This is a genomic window from Candidatus Manganitrophus morganii (genome assembly GCA_021651055.1).
Taxonomy (GTDB): Bacteria; Nitrospirota; Nitrospiria; order SBBL01; family Manganitrophaceae; genus Manganitrophus; species Manganitrophus morganii.
Map to the genome: position 1 here is coordinate 2,545,819 of JAJHOH010000001.1, position 19,271 is coordinate 2,565,089.

The window sequence follows — 19,271 nt, forward strand, 5'->3', positions numbered from 1 at the left end:
CGGTGTTGGATCAGCAGTATCGAGAAGGATATCGAAAAGGGGAAGATCTCTCAGGCCGGAGAACGCGATCGGCCGGAGCTGGTTTGCTGATTGCAGACCAGCGAGGGTTCACCCTCATCGAGCTGGTTCTCACGATCATTCTGGTCGGCATTATTGCCGGGATGGCATCGGTTTTCCTCCGGCAAGGATTGAATGCGTTTGTTGCGGAGGATGCGCGGGCCGACATCACAAACCAGGGACGGCTTGCCATTGAGCGAATGGCGCGCGAGATGCGGATGATTCGAAGCCGAACCGCCGCCGATCTTCCCGGTTGCTGTACCAATCCTTCAACGACATTTAATTTTATTGACATGTCGGGGAGCAACATCACTTATTCTTTGACTGGAAACACGATCACTCGGAACCTGATCCCTCTGGCGGCGGGCGATGTGGTCACTGTGGATTTTAGACATTACCAGCAGGATGGGGTGACGTTAGCGACGACCGCGGCGCAGGTTTGGAGCATCCAAGTCGATCTGACCGTCACAAAGAGCGGCGAATCGCAGGCGTATCGGGTTCGGGTTCACCCAAGGAATTTCGTATGAGCCACTTCTTGATTCTGGAGACGGAACGGGGAATCGCGCTGATCGCGGCGGTTTTTCTGATTGTCGTCTTCGGTTTTCTCGGTGTCTCCGTCGTCTCGCTGGTCGGCACGCAGGGATTCTCTGCGATGAACGAGGTGAGATCGGATCAGGCCTTTTTCATCGCCGCGGGGGGGATGCAGATGGCCCGGTATCAGTTCGAAACGGGAACCCCTTGCGCCGGGCTGACCAACGCCGTTCCGACGGCGCTGGGAGCAGGAAGCTTTACCACTGTCGGGACGGCCTACAATCCGGTGTCCACCCTTGTCGATCAGGCCGGCGGGATCACTAGTTCCGTGGCGACGATTCCGGTCGACGCCATCGCGGGTTATGCGCCGCACGGACGCATCCGCATTGATGCGGAGTCGATCGATTATACCGGAACGTCCACGGACGCGCTGGTCTGCGGCGCCCCGGCCTGTTTCACCGGCGCGGAGCGGGGCGCGGACGGAACGACGGCCGCCGCCCATGCAAACAATGCCCAGGTGACTCAGAGCCAATGCCTGATCCGCTCGATCGGAACGGTCGGCGGACCGCTCGGCAACAGCCAACGGGTTATCGAGGTGGGTCTGTCTAACAGCGGTCCCTCGGTTCAAACCGGCGAGAACACGATTTCGGGTCATCCCTCGGACACCGTAACGCTGGACATCCCGTTACCGACTCCCGTCGATCCGACGCGCTCCTTTCTTCTTTTCAATACCCGTCACAATCACAACGAGCCGACCGGCGCAATGCTCCGCGGCCAGATCCTCGATGCGAATACGATCCGGTTTCAACAGAGGACAAACGCGTCCCGGCCGATCACAATCCGGTGGTATGTGGTGGCGTACCCCGCCGGTGTCAACGTGCAGCGCGGCTCCATTACCCAAAGCAACGCGGTGGTGAATGTCGGCGCTGCACAAGGTTTTGCAGGGGTATCCTCTTTAAGTCAGGCCTTCGTGACCTGGTCGAAAACGCCCGACCCGGACCATGTCACTTGGGATAACAATGACCCGATTCTCGGGGAGCTGACGAGTCCGACCAATCTTCAATTTCGGGCGACGGATGCCGATAATACCCATACCGTCTGGTGGCAGGTGATCGAGTTTACCAACCCGGCCGACATTTTTGTCCAGAAGGGGACCATCGGTCCAACGGCGATGAATCAAGGGGGGCCTACTGCTCAAACCGTTACGGCGACACTTCCGATCGCAGTCGATGTCAGCAAGACATTCGTGTTGGTGGGATATCGGACGTCGAGGGGCCAAGACGAAGACGACATCGTCGGGGCCCGGATGCTGCGGGCACAATTGACCGGCCCGACCACCATCACCATCGATCGCGCCACAAGGCGGACCGCCAGAATCGAAGAGATCACCTGGCAGGCGATCGAACTGAGAGATGGCTCCAACGTTCAACACGGAAGCGAGACCTTTCCCAACAGCGATCCACTGGAGACCGTCAACTTGGCGACCCCGGTCGACGTGACCCGTTCCGTTGCCTTCGCGTCGGTTCAACCGGCGGCGGGACAGAGCATGGGCCGCTCTCCGTATGCTCCGAACAACGGTTCCGATTCCGATTTTGTCGGCGTCGGCTCGGTCACCATGGCCTTGTCTCCGACCCAGATCACGATGCAGCGAAGCAATACCAATTCGTCGGCCGACATCGGCTGGTTTGTCGTCGAGTTCGGGTCGGGCGGCGGGGGGCAGCCTCGGATCGATTGGATCGAGCGGTTTCAGTAGAAGAAGGATTTTCTTCATGGGTCATTCGGTATTAAAGACGGAGCGTGGAATCGCCCTCATCGCGGCGGTCTTCTTGATCGTCGTCTTCGGCTTCCTCGGCATTGCCGTTGTCTCCCTGGTCGGCACGCAGGGATTCTCCGCAATGAACGAGGTGAAATCGGACCAAGCCTTTTTTGTCGCGGAGGGAGGAACGGAATTTAGCCAGCGCTTCCTGGCGCAGAACCTTCAGTGGTATCGGAGCACGGTCGATCCGATTCTCATCCCGGCCACGAATTTGGGAGCCGGGTCTTTTAATGTGAGTGTGAACCTGCCGGCGACGATGCTGAGAACCCGCATCCCAGATGACACTTCGATCGCGCCGATCCGCGTTTATACCACAAACCGGTTCCCGGCAAGCGGATTTTTACAGATCGAGGAGGACCTCACCGGGGACGCAGAATTCGTCTTCTACAGTGGGATTGTCGGAAACACCTTCACCGGAATATCACGGGGACAGACGGTCGACGGGGTGTCAAACGGCGCTTCGGCCCACGAACGGGGCCACCGGGTTTATCCGGTGACGACCCTCACCGTCGCGCTGGCCAACAGTTGCGCAGCCCCCGCATCATTCACGGTGGCTGCTCATCCAAAGTTTCTCGGCGCGGGAACGGTCAACATCGACGAGGAAGAGATCAGTTACACAGGGTCGACGATCGCCGGAGGCACGATGACCTTCACCGGCGTAACGCGCTGCCAGAATGGGACCGCCTCCGCCCCCCATAACAACGGCAGGCCGGTGACGCCGCTGTTGGCGGAGGGGACCCTCCCCGATCTTGAAGCGGAGATTATTTCGACCGGAACGGTCAGTCTGGCCGCAGTGGGGAACGCGGCCCGATCGGTTCGCAAAACAGTGCAACGATAATGGACGAAAGAACCCGAATAAGGGTGACACTGATCATGTTGATGACGGCAGGCTTATTTTTCTCCTTTGGGCAGAGCGCGGCCGAGGCGGCTTACAACTTCACATCGACCATGACTAATGCGCCGACCCCGGTCGAGTTTACCATGGGAGATCCCGCTTCGATGACGTTTCAGATTACGAACAGCAGCACGGGGGGAGAAGTGGATCAGCGGATCTATCAGATGCGGTTTCGCCTGACCAGCGCCACTGGAGGGACCGTTTTCTCAAACACGACCGCGGCCCCGGCGGGATGGACCCGGACCTCTTTTTCCACCACCTCGATCACCTTCCGGGCCAACACGGCGAACGATGCCATCGTCTGCACGATCGGCGGATGTCCCGCGGGACCGTCCACGTCAAAGACATTTACGTTAAACATCGTCGCCGGGCGGTATTCATCGGACGTCACCCACGACTTGCGGGATGTCCGGGCCTATTTTCAGGATTCGACCAGCCGCTGGCCTCCCTCCAGGTCGGATTCAACGGTCACCAAAAGCAGCGGAACGAGCGTCGGGCTCTGGACCCTTAAATCTCTCTTGATGACCCTGGTGCCGTCTACGACGGCAGTGCCTGTGGGCGGCACCTTCACTTTGACGATGACCGTGACCAATCGGTCGACGTCCAACTTAACAGGCGTGACCTCGAACCCGAAGCCGCCGACACGGCAGTATAATCACTTCAACAATCCCCCGACGCCGGTCGCAGTCGCGACCACTTCGAATCCGGCCAACTTGAATCTTAATGCGGGTGCCACGGGAACCATGGTCTGGAGCTACACGACTGCGGGGTCCGGCCCCGGTACGGTCACATTCCAGGCCTATGCCGGTGTCGGCACGAGAACGTCTAAAACCGTGATCTCCGTCCCGGTGTCGATCGGCGTTATTTCAGGAATCTTTTCGATCACACCGACCTGCCTCTTTTCGGGGAACGTTGCGACCTTTGTCTTGACGGTGACGAATGTGACAGGAGGGACGGTGAACAACATTGTTCCCTCTGCGCTCACGAGAGGGGGGACTGCGACGATCGGCGCCTTCACCGGACCGGCCCCGGTATCCATCGCCTCCCTCGCCAACAATAGCTCCGGCACCTTTACCTGGACCGCGACCGTCACAGGAGCGGTCGGTTCGACCTTTTCTGTCACAGGTTCTGCGACCGGCAATGGCGGGAACAGCACCGGTCCGGTTGTCTCCGGTACGGAGGATGTGGGTGGATACGTGATCAATCTCGATGTCACCGAAACAAATCTTTCCAGCACCAACCAACCATTGACATGGTCGATTACGAATCAAGGTTGCGCGCCGGCCCAGAGCGTTTCGATCTCAGTTCCATCCGGCTGGGTATGGGGAGGAGGGGCGGAAGATGGTTACGCATTGGTAACGAACGCGGTTGGAAGTCAGGTCGAGTCGTGGGTTGCCTCCGGTCCGACCTTCGGCCCCGTTCAGTTTGCTTCTCCTTCCGCCGCCGATCGGATTCCGTTGACCGAGGGAGGAGACTTCGAACTGGTTTTTTCAGCGGTGCCGACCGCTGGAGCGAGCAGCACATTCACCGTCACGGTGACCGACGAGAATGGGGTCGCCAGTCCGCCGCAATCACAAGTTGTGAATCTGAACGCATTTAATTTTAACTCATTGAATGAGGCGAACACCGAATCGTACCGCGAGGAGTTTCGCTGATCTAAACAATGTTTTTAGCGCAACATTAGAAAAATAAATCTATCACTTTTTAGAACGATAGGTAAACGACAGCTGGATGAAGACATCGGAGATTTTACAAGAGATCGATATCCCCAGGCACAAACTCTACTACCTGGAGCAGAAGGGATATGTCACGCCGAAACGGATTCCGATGGGAGACCTTGAAGCCCGGGAGTACAGCCGGGAAGATCTGCTCAAGATCAAATTTATCTGGAAATATTTAAGCAAGGGATTCAAACACAAGGTCGCTTACGAGATGGCGATGGAGGAGTTAAATGCCGGGGTCGGTGTCGGGCGCCAGGGATCGGAGAAGGGAGAAATTAATGGGGTGGCTGCCGTTTAAAAAGCCATTTTGGGCGATTGATATCGGGGCGAGCTCGGTGAAGGTGGTCCGGCTTGGCCGGACGCGGCAAGGGATGAAGCTGCTCGACATCGGACTCAAAGAGCTTCCGATGGAGCAGGAGTTCCGGCAGGAGAATATCACCGCGGCGCTGGACGAGTTGATCAAAGAGAAAAAGCGGCCGAAGGCGGTCATTAATTTTTCCGGCCAGGCGCCTCTTATTCGATATTTAACCCTCCCCGCCATGCCGAAAGAGGAGCTTGCGGAGGCGGTGAAGTGGGAGGCGAAAAAGCTGGTTTCCATTCCGATGGAGGAGATGATCCTCGATTTTATCATCGCGGGGGGGCGGCAGGAGCGGGAAACGAAGCGATACGATTTGATTCTGGTGGTGGCTGAGAGGAACTCCCTCCGCGAGCAGTGGGCGATGATGCAGCGGGCGGGACTCGACATTGTCGCCATCGATGTGAACCCCCTCTCTCTGCTGAATACGATTCGGATGAGCTATGGGAAAGAGCTGACGGGGAATTTCATCTATATCGACATCGGCGCCGTGAAAACCGATATGACGATTTTGAAAGATGGTGTCCTGCGATTTACCCGGCGATTGGAAATGGGGGGGGAGCAGATTACCCGCCGACTCGAACGGGAAATGGGCCTTCCGTATGACGAGGCGGAAAAGCTGAAACGCGAAAAAGGGCTCGGCGCGGAAGAGGGGCCGCAGGCGATCATCAAAAATGAAATCGACCGGTTTATCGTTGAAATCCAGCGGTCGATCGATTATTACCGGGCTCAGTTCCGGGAAGGGGTTTTCAAGAAGGTGATCTTGATGGGGGGAGGGGCGCTTCTTCCCGGCTTCTCCGATTATTTTGGTAGTTATTTTGATGCCGAGATGGAAATTGATGATCCCCTTGCGGAGATCATCGGAACGGAATCGGTCGGCGCGATCCGGGCAATCGCCCCTCGCTTCTCGAGCGGGATTGGGTTGGCCCTCCGTTCTCACAATTAAGGCCGCTCTTTCCGTTTATTTGGAACGGGCGGATGAGGATGATGAAAGAACATATTAACCTCTTTCAACCGGATCTCCTTGAAGGATCCGCCAAGGCAAGGACCCCCCGCAAAAAGCAGTGGGCGGTCGCCTCGGCCGGGATATTCCTTGTTCTTTTCATTCTATTTTATATTCAAGAGGAGAAGAAGCAGATCCTGCTGAAAAGAGAGGTCGATGCAATTTTACAACAGCGCCAAGAACTCGAACAGCAAATGGCGGCGCTGGCCCCGGGAATCCTCACCCGCAGGGAGGGTTCCTTGACGGAAGAGATGATTTTAAAAGAGCGGATCGCCTGGTCGAGGGTGTTGGTCGAGGTCAGCCGGGTGGTTCCGGAAGGGGTATGGATCACCGGATTTGAGAACAATGCAGGGGAGGGGGTTCGCTTCGATGGCTTCGCGGTCTCCTATCAGAAAGTGACCGATCTTCTGTCCTCACTGGAAGCCTCCCGGATGTTCCAAGATGTGCTGCTTGATTTTTCACGGCAGAATACCGAGCGGAAGGTTGACTTCTCAATCAACACCCGATTGAAGAAGGTCGATCCGGAAGTCCAATTGGGAAAGAGATGAGCGCATTGACCCAACTACAATGGTCAAAATTATCAAAAAGAGAGCGAATTCTCTTCGTCTCCACCTTATTTGCGCTCCTCTATTCGTTTGTCTTCTTTTTCCTGCAGCCGAGGATGGCGGAACGGCAGAGACTCGATGAGCAAAAGAAAACCCTTCAACAAGAAATTTCGATGCTTTCCTCCACGATCCCCGTGCTGATGCGAAGAGCCGAAGCCGCCAACCCCTCTGAATCCGAGCCGGCGCCGGTCCTTTCGGATGCGTCGCTCTCGATGATCTTGGAAGAGCTCAGCCGGCAGGCGCGGATCAAGGAGGTCCAACTGATGGAGCTCAAACCAAGTCCGGCTGAAAAGAAAGAGGGCTATGAAATTTTGCAGATTCAGATCAAGAGCCGCTCCCGATTTTTCAATCTGGGAGATTATATTTCGGCGCTGGAGCGTCTCCCGCGCCCCATTGTGATCGAACGTCTCAAAATTGAATCAACCGCCGAGACCAGTCCCGACGTCATCGCCGAGATGGTCCTACAGGTTTATAAGGGAGGAGGCGTATGAAGAAAATGGCTGTTGTCATCCTGTCCATTTGTTTACTCCTTCTCACGCTGCCTGTTTTCTCGGCCCAGAATGCCCCTTCATTGATCGACATGAATCGCGCTTTTCTTGAAGAGAAGCAGAGTGCGACCGATTGGGGAAGGGATCCGTTTATTCTTCCGGCCCCACTCCCCGAGCAGGCGCTGTTGAACAGTGTCGAGAACGATGCCGGAAAAGCATTTTCTTTGAGCGCGATCATCTACCGGGATGGGGAAGGGGCGGCGATCATCAATCACCGTATTCTTCGTCTGGGGGATCGGATTGAAGGGATGATGGTGCAAGAAATTCTCTCCGATCGGGTAGTTCTCAGAGAAGGTTCTAAGATAATGGAATTGAAAGTAGACCAATTTTTAGCGAAGTAATGAACGCTTATGCGGAGGATATTCGATGAACGCATTTTTCACGGCCCGGCCTAGAGGGGCTCTCATCAATGTAGCGATATACTTTTCCCTCTTCCTGATTTTTGTCCCCGCAGCGATGCGGGCGGATGCACAGGAAGCGGCCGAGCGCGCGTCCATCTCGCTTAAAAAAGATGATTCCCTCTTTTCGATGGAATTCCGAAATGCCGAGTTGAAGGATGTCCTTCGCGCCCTGGGTCAAGAGAATCATCTCAATATCATTATCAGTGACGATGTCGACGGGAAGTTGACCCTCAGCTTCCGGGAGGTCACGTTCGAGGAGGCGCTCGAATCGATTTTGAAAATCAACAACCTGACCTCTTTCCGGGAGGGAGACATTATCCGCGTGATGAAATCTCCTTTCGGAGAAGGAGAGGCTGATCTTGCGACGAAGATCATCCCGATCCATTTCGGGAGTGCCAAAGAGATGCAGGAGAGCGTGAAAGGGCTGCTGACCAAAAAAGGAAGCCTTACGATCGATGTCCGAACCAATGCTTTGGTTGTCCGTGATTATGCCTGGAACATGGCGAAAATTAATGAGGTGGTGAAGGAACTCGACAGCAAGACCCCTCAAGTCATGATCGAAGCGCGGATCGTCGAGGTGAATGCCAATTTTACCCGAGAGTTGGGCGTCCAGTGGGGAGGAGCGTACGAGTCGGATCGGTTTCAGGTGACTGGAGCGACGAGGGGAACGACCTCAACAACCGGTTCAAATGCCCTGACCGGGGGAGCCGGTCTTTCCGGGAATAACTTTGCAGTCAATCTTCCGGCGGCGGTCGGCATCGGCTCGGGCGGGGGGCTGGGTTTTACCTTCGCCAATGCGGGATCGAGCCTCCAGCTGGATCTTCAGCTCTCCGCAATGGAAGATACCGGGCGGGGGAAGATCTTATCCAATCCCCGTGTTCTCACTTTAAATAATAAAGAAGCGAAAATTTCCAGCGGAACAGAAATCCTCATACCGACAACTTCAATTTTATCGACGGCAACCTCGGCGACGGAAACAACAGCCGGCGCCACAACGACAACAGGGGTTACTGTCATCGATGCGAAATTAGAGCTCACCGTAACGCCCCACATTACACCGGACAATCAAATTTTGCTTCATGTGAAGACCGAAAAAAAAGATCCCGATTTTAACCGCCAAGTCCAGAACATCCCCCCCCTGACGACTCGCACCGCCGAGACCGATCTCTTAGTCGGAGACAATGAGACCGTCGTAATCGGCGGAATTTATACCCGTAACGAGTCGCACGGAGAGAAGAGCGTTCCCTGGCTCTCAAAGATTCCCATCTTAGGCTGGTTATTCAAAAAAGAAACAAAAATGGACATCCAAAATGAACTCTTGATTTTCATTACGCCGACCGTCTATAAAGGAGGGAACGAGGTCGCCCGGCAGTAAGATACCCGGGCCGACGAAACCGCCTCGCCGTTTATTTTCTCGCCGAATCGAATTGTCCTATGGATGAAATCGTCGTTCTGATGACCACCTCTTCCAAAGAAGAAGGGGAGAAGATCGGGCGGGCGCTTGTTGAAATGAAGCTGGCCGCCTGCGCGAATATCTTCTCTCCGATTTCATCGATTTTCTCGTGGGAGGGGAAAATATGTCAGGAGCAGGAAGCGCTGGTGATCCTAAAATCGAGAAGAGAGTGCTTCGCCCGGCTGGCGGAAGAAGTGAAAAGACGCCATTCTTATTCCGTGCCGGAGATTATCGCCCTTCCCCTGGTGGAAGGTTCTTCGGACTATCTCAATTGGATTCGAGAGAATACTCAGCCGTGACATTTCTCCTGCCTTGAACTTTGGAAAAGGAGTCTAAAACTTTCGAAAATCAATCAAAAAGGTATCTTCTTCCGGCATCACTTTATAAGATAAAAACGGGTCACTTCCCGATACCGCTCTTCACGTCGAGTCGAGATAAAATATTAAATAAATATCGTATTGTTATTATTATGATTTTTAATAAAAAATATCCCAAAAAATGAAATAAAAATTATGTCACAAATGGCTAGGCATAATGCCTTACTTTTGTCTTGACAAGAGGTTAAAAGCTGCTAGATTTAAGTGCTGTAGAGAGGCGATAAAACGTGTCGCGGCCCGGGATTTATGATTTCGGGGGATATCCAGCTTGACAAAGCGGAAATGGCTGTGATACCATCCCGGCCAAATTTTTAGGAGAGAGTGATGGGGAAGACGGACGACTCCTATACGGTTGTAATTCTCCCAAGTCCCACATCAGAGCCATACCGATTTTCGCTCAGTAAAAAAACCTGCAAATATTTAATCGGATTTTCATCGGTCCTCATATTAGTTCTTGCCGGTTTTTTCGTACAATACTTCTTAATGTTAGGCCAAATCACAGAACTAAAAGACCTTCGAAAAGAAACAAAAACCCAAAAAATCCAAATCCAGAGCTTTTTGACGAGCATTGATGATTTGAAGAATCAGATGAACCGTCTGATCGAGTTGGACCAGAAATTGCGCGTCATTACCGACATCGGACCGAGGAAAGAAGTGGGCGTCATGGGGTTAGGGGGGCAGGAAGAGGTCGATCTGTCTCATCCAGATTCCTCAAAGTTAATGACGTCGATTCAGCTCGATTTAGGAGATCTCCAAGCCAAAGCGATCGCGCAAGAAAAGAGTTTCCAGGAATTGACCGAAGCAGTCCAGAGTCGCCAATCTTTGTGGGCATCGACCCCCTCGATCTGGCCGACGACCGGTTGGTTGACATCTGGTTATGGTAATCGCGTCTCCCCTTTTACGGGGAGAGTGAGTAAGCACAACGGTATTGATATCGCATCCCGCCAAGATACCCCTGTCATTGCACCGGCAGCCGGTGTGGTGAGTTATACCGGATTTGATAGTGGACTCGGAAAGCTGATCAAGATCAATCACGGGTATGGGATTATGACCTATTATGGCCATCTGGCGAAGGCGGCAGTGAAAGTCGGACAAAAAGTAAAGCGGGGAGATGTCATCGCTTACGTTGGAAGCACCGGCCTCTCCACCGGACCTCACCTCCATTATGAAATTTATGTCAATGACGTACCCGTCAATCCAATGAGATATATTTTGAATTAAGAAAGCTCAAGAGAAGGAGATCTCCTTCTCTTTGAAGGGGGGAGAGACTGCGCGGGTTTCTCTCTGGATTATCAACACCCCATCCTGGTTCGGGCCGGGGAGGCTGATCAAGATGGGCAGCAGGAGGGTTTGAGGTCAGATGGCGGTGAAAGGGAAAGTCAAGTGGTTCAACGAAAAGAAGGGGTATGGTTTTATTGAAAGGGAAGATGGGGGAGATGTGTTTGTCCATTTTTCAGCGATCAAGGGGGAGGGGTTCAAGACATTGGCTGAAGGACAAACGGTCGAGTTTGAGATTATCCAGGGTGAGAAGGGTCCGCAGGCTGCCAACGTGATAAAGGAATAGAATGGAGCGGTTTCAACCCCGACAAGAAAGGTCTTGTCGGGGTTTTTTTTTGGGGGCAGATAGTAACGGTGAATGTTCTATGATATAATCAAAACATTTTGAGAAGTACTCTCTTAGGTTAAGGGAATTGCAATGCTAGATATTCTATTAAAGAAGGTCATCGGGAGCAGAAATGACCGGGAGCTCAAGCGGCTTTGGCCCGTCGTAGCCAAAGTGAATGAGCTTGAGGAGTCGATTTCCCCGCTCTCGGACGATGGGCTCCGTGAGAAAACAGCCGCCTTCCGTCAACAACTTGCGGAGGGGACGCCGACCAACGAAGAATTATCCAAACGACTCGAAGCCATTCTGCCGGAAGCCTTTGCCGTGGTTCGTGAGGGATCGAAACGCGTCCTCGGGATGCGCCATTTTGACGTACAGATTGTAGGAGGGATGGCCCTGCACGAGGGGAAGATCGCCGAGATGAAGACGGGGGAGGGGAAGACGTTGGTCGCGACGCTTCCCGTTTATCTTAATGCGCTGACGGGACGCGGCGTTCATGTGATTACGGTGAACGACTATCTGGCGAGAAGAGACTCGCAATGGATGGGCGAGCTTTATCGATTCCTCGGACTGACGGTGGGAACCATCCAGCACGATTCGACCGACCGCGAACGCCAGATCGCCTATGGATCGGACGTAACTTATGGGACCAACAACGAGTTCGGATTTGATTACCTCAGAGACAATATGAAATTTGACCCGCAGAGTTTCGTCCAGCGGGAATTGAATTATGCCATTGTCGATGAGGTCGACAGCATCTTAATCGACGAGGCGCGAACCCCGCTGATCATCTCGGGTCCGTCTGAAGATTCAACCGACCTCTACTATCGGGTCAATCAGGTCATCCCCTCTTTGAAACAGGATAAAGATTATACGATTGAAGAGAAGTCGAAGACGGCGACCCTGACCGAGGAGGGCAATGCCAAGGTCGAAAAACTGCTCGGTGTCGACAACCTCTACGACATCACAAACATGTCTTTGGTGCACCATGTGCTCCAGGCGCTGAAGGCGCATACCCTTTTTAAGGCGGATGTCGATTATGTGGTCAAGGACGGCGAGGTCCTCATTGTCGATGAGTTTACCGGTCGCTTGATGCCGGGCCGTCGTTGGAGCGACGGCCTGCACCAGGCGGTGGAGGCGAAAGAGGGGGTGAAGATCGCCAATGAGAATCAAACCCTCGCTTCCATTACTTTCCAGAATTATTTTCGCATTTACAAGAAATTGGCCGGGATGACGGGGACGGCCGATACGGAAGCGGCCGAGTTCTCGAAAATTTATAATTTGGAGGTCTTGATCATTCCGCCGAATCGACAAATGATCCGGAAGGACTTCTCCGATGTCATCTATCGGACCGAGCGGGAGAAATTCGATGCCATCGTCGAGGAGATCATCGAGTTGAACAAGACCGGTCATCCCGCCTTGGTGGGAACGATCTCCATCGAGAAATCGGAGCGCCTATCCGCTCTGTTGAAGCGGAAGGGGGTTCCCCACGCGGTGTTGAATGCGAAGTATCACGAGAAGGAGGCGGAAATCGTCGCGCAGGCGGGGCGCAAAGGGGCCGTGACGATTGCGACCAACATGGCCGGACGCGGGACCGACATCCTTCTCGGAGGCAATCCGGAATTCTTGTTCAAGCAATATCATGCGCAACATCCCGACGCGGAGCCGCAGGTCCTTGAAGCGGCGAAGGAAAAAATAAAGAAGACATGCGAGAGCGAGAAACAGGAGGTCATCGCCTTGGGCGGGCTTCACATCATCGGGACGGAGCGGCACGAGTCGCGGCGGATCGATAATCAGCTGCGGGGCCGGTCGGGACGGCAGGGTGATCCCGGCTCTTCACGATTTTATCTTGCCCTGGAAGATGATCTTCTCCGTATCTTCGGATCGGATCGGATCTCCAACTTGATGGGCCGTCTTGGAATGGAAGAGGGGGTTCCGATCGAGCATCGGATGGTCACCCGCGCCATTGAGAACGCCCAGAAACGGGTGGAATCGCACAACTTCGACATTCGAAAACAGCTGCTCGAATATGACGACGTGATGAACAAGCAGCGGACCGTCATCTACAATCGCCGCAGGGAGGTCCTCTTTGGTGAACAGGTCAAAGAGGACTTGAAGGAGATCAGAGAAGAGCAGGTCGATGAGATCTTGGGGCTCTATTGCCCGGAGGGGGCCTATCCCGAGGAATGGGATACCGACGGCCTTCTGGAAACCCTCTCTCACCAGTTTAATCTCCCCTTCACCAAAGACGAATTGGGTCTGCCCTCCGTTGGAAGAGAGGCTCTGAAAGAGGAAGTCGTCCGGCGGGTGGAGGAGGCCTACGGCCGAAAAGAATCGGAGATCGGGTCCGAACTATTGCGGCATCTGGAGCGGCAGATCTTTTTGCGGATGATCGACACCCATTGGAAAGATCATCTCCTTGGAATGGACTACCTGAAGGAAGGAATCGGCCTGCGCGGGTATGGACAGAAAGATCCTCTCAGCGAATACAAGCGGGAGGGTTTTGAAATGTTCTCCGCAATGATCGACCGGATCAAGCGGGATACCATTGAGCATCTTCTGCGCGTGCAAGTGATGCGGGAGGAGAAGAAACCGATCGCTCAGGTTTTCCCCAAGGCGCAAGAGATGCAGATGAACCGGGGAGATTCGGCGCCGGTTCGGACCGTTCAACGTTCCGAGAAAAAGATCGGAAGGAACGATCTCTGCAGTTGCGGGAGCGGGAAAAAATATAAGAAGTGCCACGGAAGATAAGTGTGAAGAAAAGAAACACCGAAATCCGATCAGGCCGCAAAACATCTATTTCACGCAAAACGTCTATTTCAAATGATCCTCCTCTTCGCCTTCTGGCTCAAGAAAATGCCCGCCTAAAACAAGAGCTCCGCCAAAAAACGAGAGAGCTGGCCTATTTCATCAGTGTCGGGAAGGCCCTCACCTCGACCCTTGAACTCAAGAAAATGCTCCGCGTCATTATGAGCACCGCTCAGAAAATGGTCCGAGGCGAATCGTGGTCGCTTCTCTTGAGCGATGAGATGAAGGATGAACTTTATTTCGAGTTGACGAAGGGGATCAATCCGAAGTCGATCAAGGGGGTTCGTTACAAATGGGGGGAGGGACCGGTCGGCTGGGTCGCGGAGAAGGGAATTCCCCTGCTCATCACCGATTTCTCCAAGGAGACGCAATTCCAGCGAAGTGAGTTTTATCCTCATACAAAAGTGAAATCGGTCCTCTCCGTGCCGATCATCAGCAAACGGAAAGTGATCGGCGTGATTCAGATGATCAACCGGTCGGACCGAAGAGCGTTTGATCAGAACGATCTCGATCTTTTGTTAAAGTTGGTCGACCAGGCGGCCCTGGCGATCGAGCGCTCCTCGCTCTACCAGAAGATGTCCGATCTTGCAACGACCGACGACCTGACCCGCCTCTACAATTTCCGATTTTTGGATCAGACGCTCGATATCGAGATCAAGCGATGCCAGCGCTATGGCTCGTGTATCTCGCTGATCTTCCTCGATATGGATCATTTCAAATTGGTTAATGATCAATACGGCCACCTGATGGGAAGTCAGGTTTTGATCGAGGTGGCCCAGATCCTCCGAAAGACGCTTCGGGAGGTCGATATCATCGCGCGGTATGGAGGGGACGAGTTTGTCGTCGTTCTTCCGGAGACCAACGTGGAGACCTCTTCCCGGATCGCCCATCGGGTTCGAAACGCCATTCGCACCCATGAATTCCTAAAGCGGGAGGGACTTTCCATTCACCTTTCCGCCAGCTTCGGCATCGCCGGATTTCCGGAGCATGCCAAGAATAAGACCGATCTGATCCGCCTCGCCGACCAAGCGATGTACAAGGCAAAGGTCATGGGGCGAGATAAGATCTTCCTGGCGTGAAAAAATCGTTAAATGTTATTCGTCAATCGTTAAATGTAAAGCCAGCCGATGAACCGTCTTGTTTCTTTTACGGTTCACTTTTGACGTTGAACGAAGAACGATCCGCTCAGAACGGGAATCCCGCTGCGATGTAATAATGGGGTTTCTTTTCGGCCTTGATCGTGGAGCCGATCGGGATCGCCACATCAAACCGGAAAATAATGGGATAGAACCCCAGCGTGTCGACATGCCACCGAATCCCCGCGCCGACATCGGCCTCGTATTCGTCGAACTGAAAGACGTTGTGGGAGTCGGTTACCATGCCGGTGTCGGCGAAAAGCGCCCCCTGCAAGGTATGGGTTAACGCCAGCCCGGCGAGGTTGATGTCGCTGTCGTAGACGAGCGGGAAACGGTGTTCCACCGAAATCAGCGCGATATTATCCCCCTCGAATCGAAGCGGCGTGAAACCGCGCATCCCTTCATCTCCTCCTAAGAAAAACCGGCTGTTCTCGAAAAGCGAACCGAACGATTGGCCGATCAGAAAGCGCCCCGCGAATTCGTGATAATTCGAGAAGGAGAAAACGCGGCGCAGATCGAGGGTGACCTGGAAGAGATTTTCATATTTCCCCCCGGTAAAACGTTGATCATAACCGAGGTTAATGTTGAATTTGGGGAATCGTCCCGTCAGCCGCTGGATGTTTAAGTTGGCAAGAAGCGGGATATTCGGGTAGCTGAGGGAGTAGCCGACGTGAACGGTCCCCGCCCGGTCCTCCGGCGGCTTGTCTTTCGGCACTTGCGGACCTTGATAGGAAAGCCCGACCGTGACGGTGTGGTTGTTCTTAAAGATGTGGCTGAACTCCACCCGGGCGGTGTCTCCTTCCTCTTTGTGAGAAAAATCGAATCCGATCCGATTCTCCCTGTCATAAACGGGCTGGAAGAGAAGCCCCGCCTTGTAGCTCAGTTGACCCGTGTTGACATCGTAGCTGGCGCCGTACCGATTCAGAAGGATCTTCCAGAGTTTCGGGTCGCGGTTGTTCAACCGATTCGGATCGCTGGAGTTCTTGTCCGGATCGAGTTCGATCACGCTGATCGGGGACGGGGTGATTAAAACCTCCTGATGAACCTCTCCATCCCCCTCCCAGACAAGCGGAATTCTGGAGCCGTTTTCTTCGATCGCGAGGATCTCCACCGGCTCCACCCCTTCCCCATGTTTTCGAAGAGTGATCGTGGTTTTGTAAGCCTCTCCGACCTGCTCTCGATCGATTTCCTCTATTCCAAAGTCGAGCGCCGGATTCGACATCAACCACTGCTCGAAAAACCAGTCGTGTGTATGCCCGGAGGCGCGATAAAGAACCTTTCTGAAAGGGGTTTGCCCGCCCGTTTGGATTTCCTTGCGATAATCCTCTACGACCCTTCTGATCGTCTCGTGGCCCAAGAGGTTTTCCAGCTTGGAAAAGATCGCGGTCCCTTCCGGACGGGGGTGATTGAAAAACTGGATATCCTCGTTCATGATCGGCGCCACCTTCTCTTTAAAGTAACTTTGCCGAAACGGAAGATCTTTTGAATAGAGAATTTCGTCGATGACGGGGATGAATCCGATCGGCCGAAGCCACTTTTCAAGATTCGGTTTGTCCCCGTATGTTTTCTCAAGGAATCTTTCCATTTCAAGATCGGCCATTCCTTCAATGAGCCAAGCTTCTTCCCAGGGAAGCTTCTCTCGCCAAAGCAGGAGGAAAATCCCTCGGGCGACGCTGGCTTCATGGAACCGTTTCAACAACGGAAAGACTTTAAAAAGCCGGTTGTTCAAAAAGAGGAGCTTGGCGCCTGCAGTGACGAAATCTTGGTAAAGGTAGGCCTCGGCCATCTGCAGTCGCGTCGGAGGGAGCGGACCGGAATGTTCTAGAAAATGAGAGACCGCCTTCCGGGCGGCCTTCATCACCTGGTTCGCATAGGCGCGATCTCGCGGTAGGAAATGGTAGACAAGGTCAACCTGGTCAATCTTTTTCTCTTTTTTGGCAAGCTTCTTTCCAATGGAGAGTGAAAAGTAAGGAAGGAGATCGGCCTGTAATGAATAGGTCACATCCCCCCCCTCCCGGCTTTCGAATTCCGGCGGAGAAGAGGCAAGAAGATCAAGATGCTCACTCAAGGTGAGACGGATTTGAAATCGGCTGATGGGAGGGGGAAGGAGAAAATCCCACTTTCCTTCGGAGAACTGCGGCAAATAGGGATGCCAACCTCCTTGAAGCGTGACGAGATTCCAATGATAACCGAAGACGCCGTACTTCTGCGGAATCACAGTAATGAAATGAACCAGAAACTCGAATGTCTCCTGGGGAGGAATCGGGGTCGGGAGGCGGATCTTCATCAGAATCCGTTTTTTAAAAAGCTCCGGGAAATAGGGGAGGTTTTGACCTTTCAAGTCTTGGACGGAGGTGATGATCTGCTCCCCCGGATTAAAATCGACCGGGTAGGCCCGCTTATATAGATTTTGATCGATGTCCGGATCTCTTTCAAGATAGAGGTTCGGATAAAGAAAGAGGTAAAGCTCCGAGAGAGGTTCGTCGCCGGTGTTCGTGAAGGCGATTTTCTCCGAGCCGTAGATGCGGTGCTCTTCCTCGGAATAGGCGGCTACAATATCGTATCGAGGGGTAGATGCCGAAGCGTGGGCGGGGTTCGCGATGAGCAGGAGAAGGGGGAATAATAGAATGATCATTTAAGCCATTATAACATTTTTCTACGAGGCGATGAATCGAAACGCTTGCAGTATATGCGATTTGTGGTTGTATCGCCAGCCCCTGACGGAAACGAAACCGGACTTATTGATTCTTCCGGCTCGTTTCGGTAGAGTAAGGACCATGTCGAAACCCGAATTGATTGCCTTCCTTCGTGAAGAAATCGTGAAACAGGGGCCGATCCCGTTTTCCCGCTTCATGGAGGAGGCCCTTTATCACCCTGTCTTCGGCTACTACACTTCTCCCGGCGAGAAGATCGGTCCCCAAGGAGATTATTACACGAGCAGTTCGGTCCACCCCATTTTCGGGGAACTTCTTGCCAAGCAATTCCATCAGATGCTCCTCCCCCTCGGTGAGGGTGAATCGGGTTATATGCTGGTCGAAATGGGGGCCGGAAAGGGAAGCCTCTGCTTCGATATTCTCAGCTATTTTCAGAGAGAATCCCCCCCCTTTTTCAGCCGCCTGAAATATATCATCATCGAAAAAAGCCCCGCGCTCAGAGAACGGCAGAGGGAGCGATTGAATTCCTCTTTCCCGAATCAGGTTCGATGGGAAAATGAAATCCCCGATCGGCTCGTGGGTCTCCTCTTCTCGAACGAACTGCTCGATGCGATGCCGGTCCATCGTCTTCGGGTCGAGCAACAATCGGTTCAGGAGATCTATGTCGACTGGAAGGGCGACCGGTTTGTCGAAACACTCGGCCCCCCCTCCACGCCGAGGCTTCTCGATTATCTTAAAAAGATCGAAGTCCAGTTTGATCGACCGACCGAAATCGAAATCAATCTCCAAGCGGTCGATTGGATGCGCCAGGTCGGACAATCGCTGGCGCGGGGGTATGTCGTCACAATCGATTACGGCTATCCGGCGGAAATGCTTTATACTTCCCGCCGCCCCCAGGGAACCTTCCTCTGTTATTACCGGCATGCAACCAACGAGAATCCTTACGATCATGTGGGGGAGCAAGATATGACCGCCCACATTGATTTTACTTCGCTGGCCAAAGCGGGAGAGGAGGCCGGGCTCTCCGTGATCGGATTCACCGATCAAACCCATTTTCTCATGGGGCTCGGAATTGCACAGCGAATGGAGCCGTACGCGATGGAGATGGATCGGTCGGAAAAGGCCAAGAAAGAGTTCCTCGCAATGAAGCAGTTGATGGCCCCGGAACGGATGGGACGGGTCTTCAAAATCTTAATTCAGGGGAAAAATATCCCACCCGGGCCTTCATTGGACGGACTCCAATTTAAACCTTTTTTTAAGCTCTTGACATTAATTTTTTTCTTCTTTATGATGTGAAACCTGCTGTCT

At 53.5% G+C, this 19,271-nt stretch carries 17 protein-coding genes and 1 pseudogene; 17 read left to right on the forward strand and 1 reads right to left on the reverse strand.

Features of this window, described 5'->3' with window-relative positions; all coding sequences use genetic code 11:
* The first annotated feature begins 2 nt into the window (after positions 1-2).
* The 16 genes and pseudogenes from MCM46_11755 (at position 3) to MCM46_11830 (ending at position 15,252) form a co-directional block, all read left to right on the forward strand.
* Entirely contained in the window at positions 3-584 is a 582-nt protein-coding gene (locus MCM46_11755; protein ID MCG3112480.1) for a type II secretion system GspH family protein, read from the forward strand.
* Positions 581-2,341 (forward strand): hypothetical protein, encoded by a 1,761-nt coding sequence (locus MCM46_11760; protein MCG3112481.1) that lies wholly within the window; start codon positions 581-583, stop codon positions 2,339-2,341. The genes MCM46_11755 and MCM46_11760 overlap by 4 nt, the downstream gene beginning before the upstream one ends.
* 16 nt (positions 2,342-2,357) lie before the next feature.
* Positions 2,358-3,242 carry a hypothetical protein gene (locus MCM46_11765; GenBank protein ID MCG3112482.1) on the forward strand — a complete coding sequence of 295 codons (885 nt, stop codon included), beginning with the start codon at positions 2,358-2,360 and terminating at the stop codon, positions 3,240-3,242.
* 35 nt (positions 3,243-3,277) lie between these two features.
* Positions 3,278-4,954, forward strand: coding sequence for a hypothetical protein (locus MCM46_11770; protein MCG3112483.1), 1,677 nt, complete (start codon positions 3,278-3,280; stop codon positions 4,952-4,954).
* A 76-nt stretch (positions 4,955-5,030) separates the two neighbouring features.
* Positions 5,031-5,318 (forward strand): MerR family transcriptional regulator, encoded by a 288-nt coding sequence (locus MCM46_11775; protein MCG3112484.1) that lies wholly within the window; start codon positions 5,031-5,033, stop codon positions 5,316-5,318.
* The gene (gene pilM, locus MCM46_11780; protein MCG3112485.1) at positions 5,299-6,321 is read left to right on the forward strand and encodes a type IV pilus assembly protein PilM; all 1,023 of its coding nucleotides are present in this window, start codon (positions 5,299-5,301) and stop codon (positions 6,319-6,321) included. Before MCM46_11775 ends, pilM begins: the two co-directional genes overlap by 20 nt.
* A gap of 41 nt (positions 6,322-6,362) precedes the next feature.
* A complete protein-coding gene (locus MCM46_11785) occupies positions 6,363-6,926 on the forward strand; it encodes a PilN domain-containing protein (GenBank protein ID MCG3112486.1) in 564 nt (187 codons plus the stop codon).
* Positions 6,923-7,474, forward strand: coding sequence for a type 4a pilus biogenesis protein PilO (pilO, locus tag MCM46_11790; protein MCG3112487.1), 552 nt, complete (start codon positions 6,923-6,925; stop codon positions 7,472-7,474). Before MCM46_11785 ends, pilO begins: the two co-directional genes overlap by 4 nt.
* The gene (locus MCM46_11795) at positions 7,471-7,872 is read left to right on the forward strand and encodes a hypothetical protein (GenBank protein ID MCG3112488.1); all 402 of its coding nucleotides are present in this window, start codon (positions 7,471-7,473) and stop codon (positions 7,870-7,872) included. The genes pilO and MCM46_11795 overlap by 4 nt, the downstream gene beginning before the upstream one ends.
* Positions 7,873-7,897: 25 nt before the next feature.
* Complete coding sequence (gene pilQ / locus MCM46_11800) at positions 7,898-9,307, forward strand: type IV pilus secretin PilQ (GenBank protein ID MCG3112489.1); 1,410 nt, start codon at positions 7,898-7,900, stop codon at positions 9,305-9,307.
* Positions 9,308-9,366: 59 nt separating this feature from the next.
* Positions 9,367-9,684, forward strand: a complete 318-nt coding sequence (locus tag MCM46_11805; protein MCG3112490.1) for a divalent-cation tolerance protein CutA — start codon at positions 9,367-9,369, stop codon at positions 9,682-9,684.
* A gap of 402 nt (positions 9,685-10,086) precedes the next feature.
* Entirely contained in the window at positions 10,087-10,983 is an 897-nt protein-coding gene (locus MCM46_11810) for a M23 family metallopeptidase (GenBank protein ID MCG3112491.1), read from the forward strand.
* Positions 10,984-11,122: 139 nt separating this feature from the next.
* Positions 11,123-11,326 carry a cold shock domain-containing protein gene (locus MCM46_11815; GenBank protein ID MCG3112492.1) on the forward strand — a complete coding sequence of 68 codons (204 nt, stop codon included), beginning with the start codon at positions 11,123-11,125 and terminating at the stop codon, positions 11,324-11,326.
* 204 nt (positions 11,327-11,530) lie between these two features.
* Positions 11,531-13,879, forward strand: a pseudogene (gene secA, locus MCM46_11820) (preprotein translocase subunit SecA).
* A 117-nt stretch (positions 13,880-13,996) separates the two neighbouring features.
* Positions 13,997-14,116: an SEC-C domain-containing protein gene (locus MCM46_11825; protein ID MCG3112493.1), complete on the forward strand. Its 120-nt coding sequence runs from the start codon at positions 13,997-13,999 to the stop codon at positions 14,114-14,116.
* A gap of 2 nt (positions 14,117-14,118) precedes the next feature.
* Positions 14,119-15,252, forward strand: coding sequence for a sensor domain-containing diguanylate cyclase (locus MCM46_11830; GenBank protein ID MCG3112494.1), 1,134 nt, complete (start codon positions 14,119-14,121; stop codon positions 15,250-15,252).
* A 106-nt stretch (positions 15,253-15,358) separates the two neighbouring features.
* Here the strand turns inward: MCM46_11830 and MCM46_11835 are convergent, their stop codons facing one another.
* Positions 15,359-17,944: a BamA/TamA family outer membrane protein gene (locus tag MCM46_11835; protein ID MCG3112495.1), complete on the reverse strand. Its 2,586-nt coding sequence runs from the start codon at positions 17,942-17,944 to the stop codon at positions 15,359-15,361.
* 142 nt (positions 17,945-18,086) lie between these two features.
* Between MCM46_11835 and MCM46_11840 the strand changes: the two genes are divergently transcribed.
* Positions 18,087-19,259, forward strand: a complete 1,173-nt coding sequence (locus MCM46_11840; protein MCG3112496.1) for an SAM-dependent methyltransferase — start codon at positions 18,087-18,089, stop codon at positions 19,257-19,259.
* Positions 19,260-19,271: the final 12 nt, after the last annotated feature.

Coding starts and splice junctions, on each gene's coding strand:
- MCM46_11785 (MCG3112486.1), top strand. CDS start 6,363: ATGAAAGAACATATTAACCTCTTTCAACCGGATCTCCTTGAAGGATCC.
- MCM46_11805 (MCG3112490.1), top strand. CDS start 9,367: ATGGATGAAATCGTCGTTCTGATGACCACCTCTTCCAAAGAAGAAGGG.
- MCM46_11775 (MCG3112484.1), top strand. CDS start 5,031: ATGAAGACATCGGAGATTTTACAAGAGATCGATATCCCCAGGCACAAA.
- MCM46_11795 (MCG3112488.1), top strand. CDS start 7,471: ATGAAGAAAATGGCTGTTGTCATCCTGTCCATTTGTTTACTCCTTCTC.
- pilO (MCG3112487.1), top strand. CDS start 6,923: ATGAGCGCATTGACCCAACTACAATGGTCAAAATTATCAAAAAGAGAG.
- MCM46_11815 (MCG3112492.1), top strand. CDS start 11,123: ATGGCGGTGAAAGGGAAAGTCAAGTGGTTCAACGAAAAGAAGGGGTAT.
- MCM46_11835 (MCG3112495.1), bottom strand. CDS start 17,944: ATGATCATTCTATTATTCCCCCTTCTCCTGCTCATCGCGAACCCCGCC.
- MCM46_11840 (MCG3112496.1), top strand. CDS start 18,087: ATGTCGAAACCCGAATTGATTGCCTTCCTTCGTGAAGAAATCGTGAAA.
- pilM (MCG3112485.1), top strand. CDS start 5,299: ATGGGGTGGCTGCCGTTTAAAAAGCCATTTTGGGCGATTGATATCGGG.
- pilQ (MCG3112489.1), top strand. CDS start 7,898: ATGAACGCATTTTTCACGGCCCGGCCTAGAGGGGCTCTCATCAATGTA.
- MCM46_11760 (MCG3112481.1), top strand. CDS start 581: ATGAGCCACTTCTTGATTCTGGAGACGGAACGGGGAATCGCGCTGATC.
- MCM46_11765 (MCG3112482.1), top strand. CDS start 2,358: ATGGGTCATTCGGTATTAAAGACGGAGCGTGGAATCGCCCTCATCGCG.
- MCM46_11810 (MCG3112491.1), top strand. CDS start 10,087: ATGGGGAAGACGGACGACTCCTATACGGTTGTAATTCTCCCAAGTCCC.
- MCM46_11825 (MCG3112493.1), top strand. CDS start 13,997: ATGAACCGGGGAGATTCGGCGCCGGTTCGGACCGTTCAACGTTCCGAG.
- MCM46_11770 (MCG3112483.1), top strand. CDS start 3,278: ATGTTGATGACGGCAGGCTTATTTTTCTCCTTTGGGCAGAGCGCGGCC.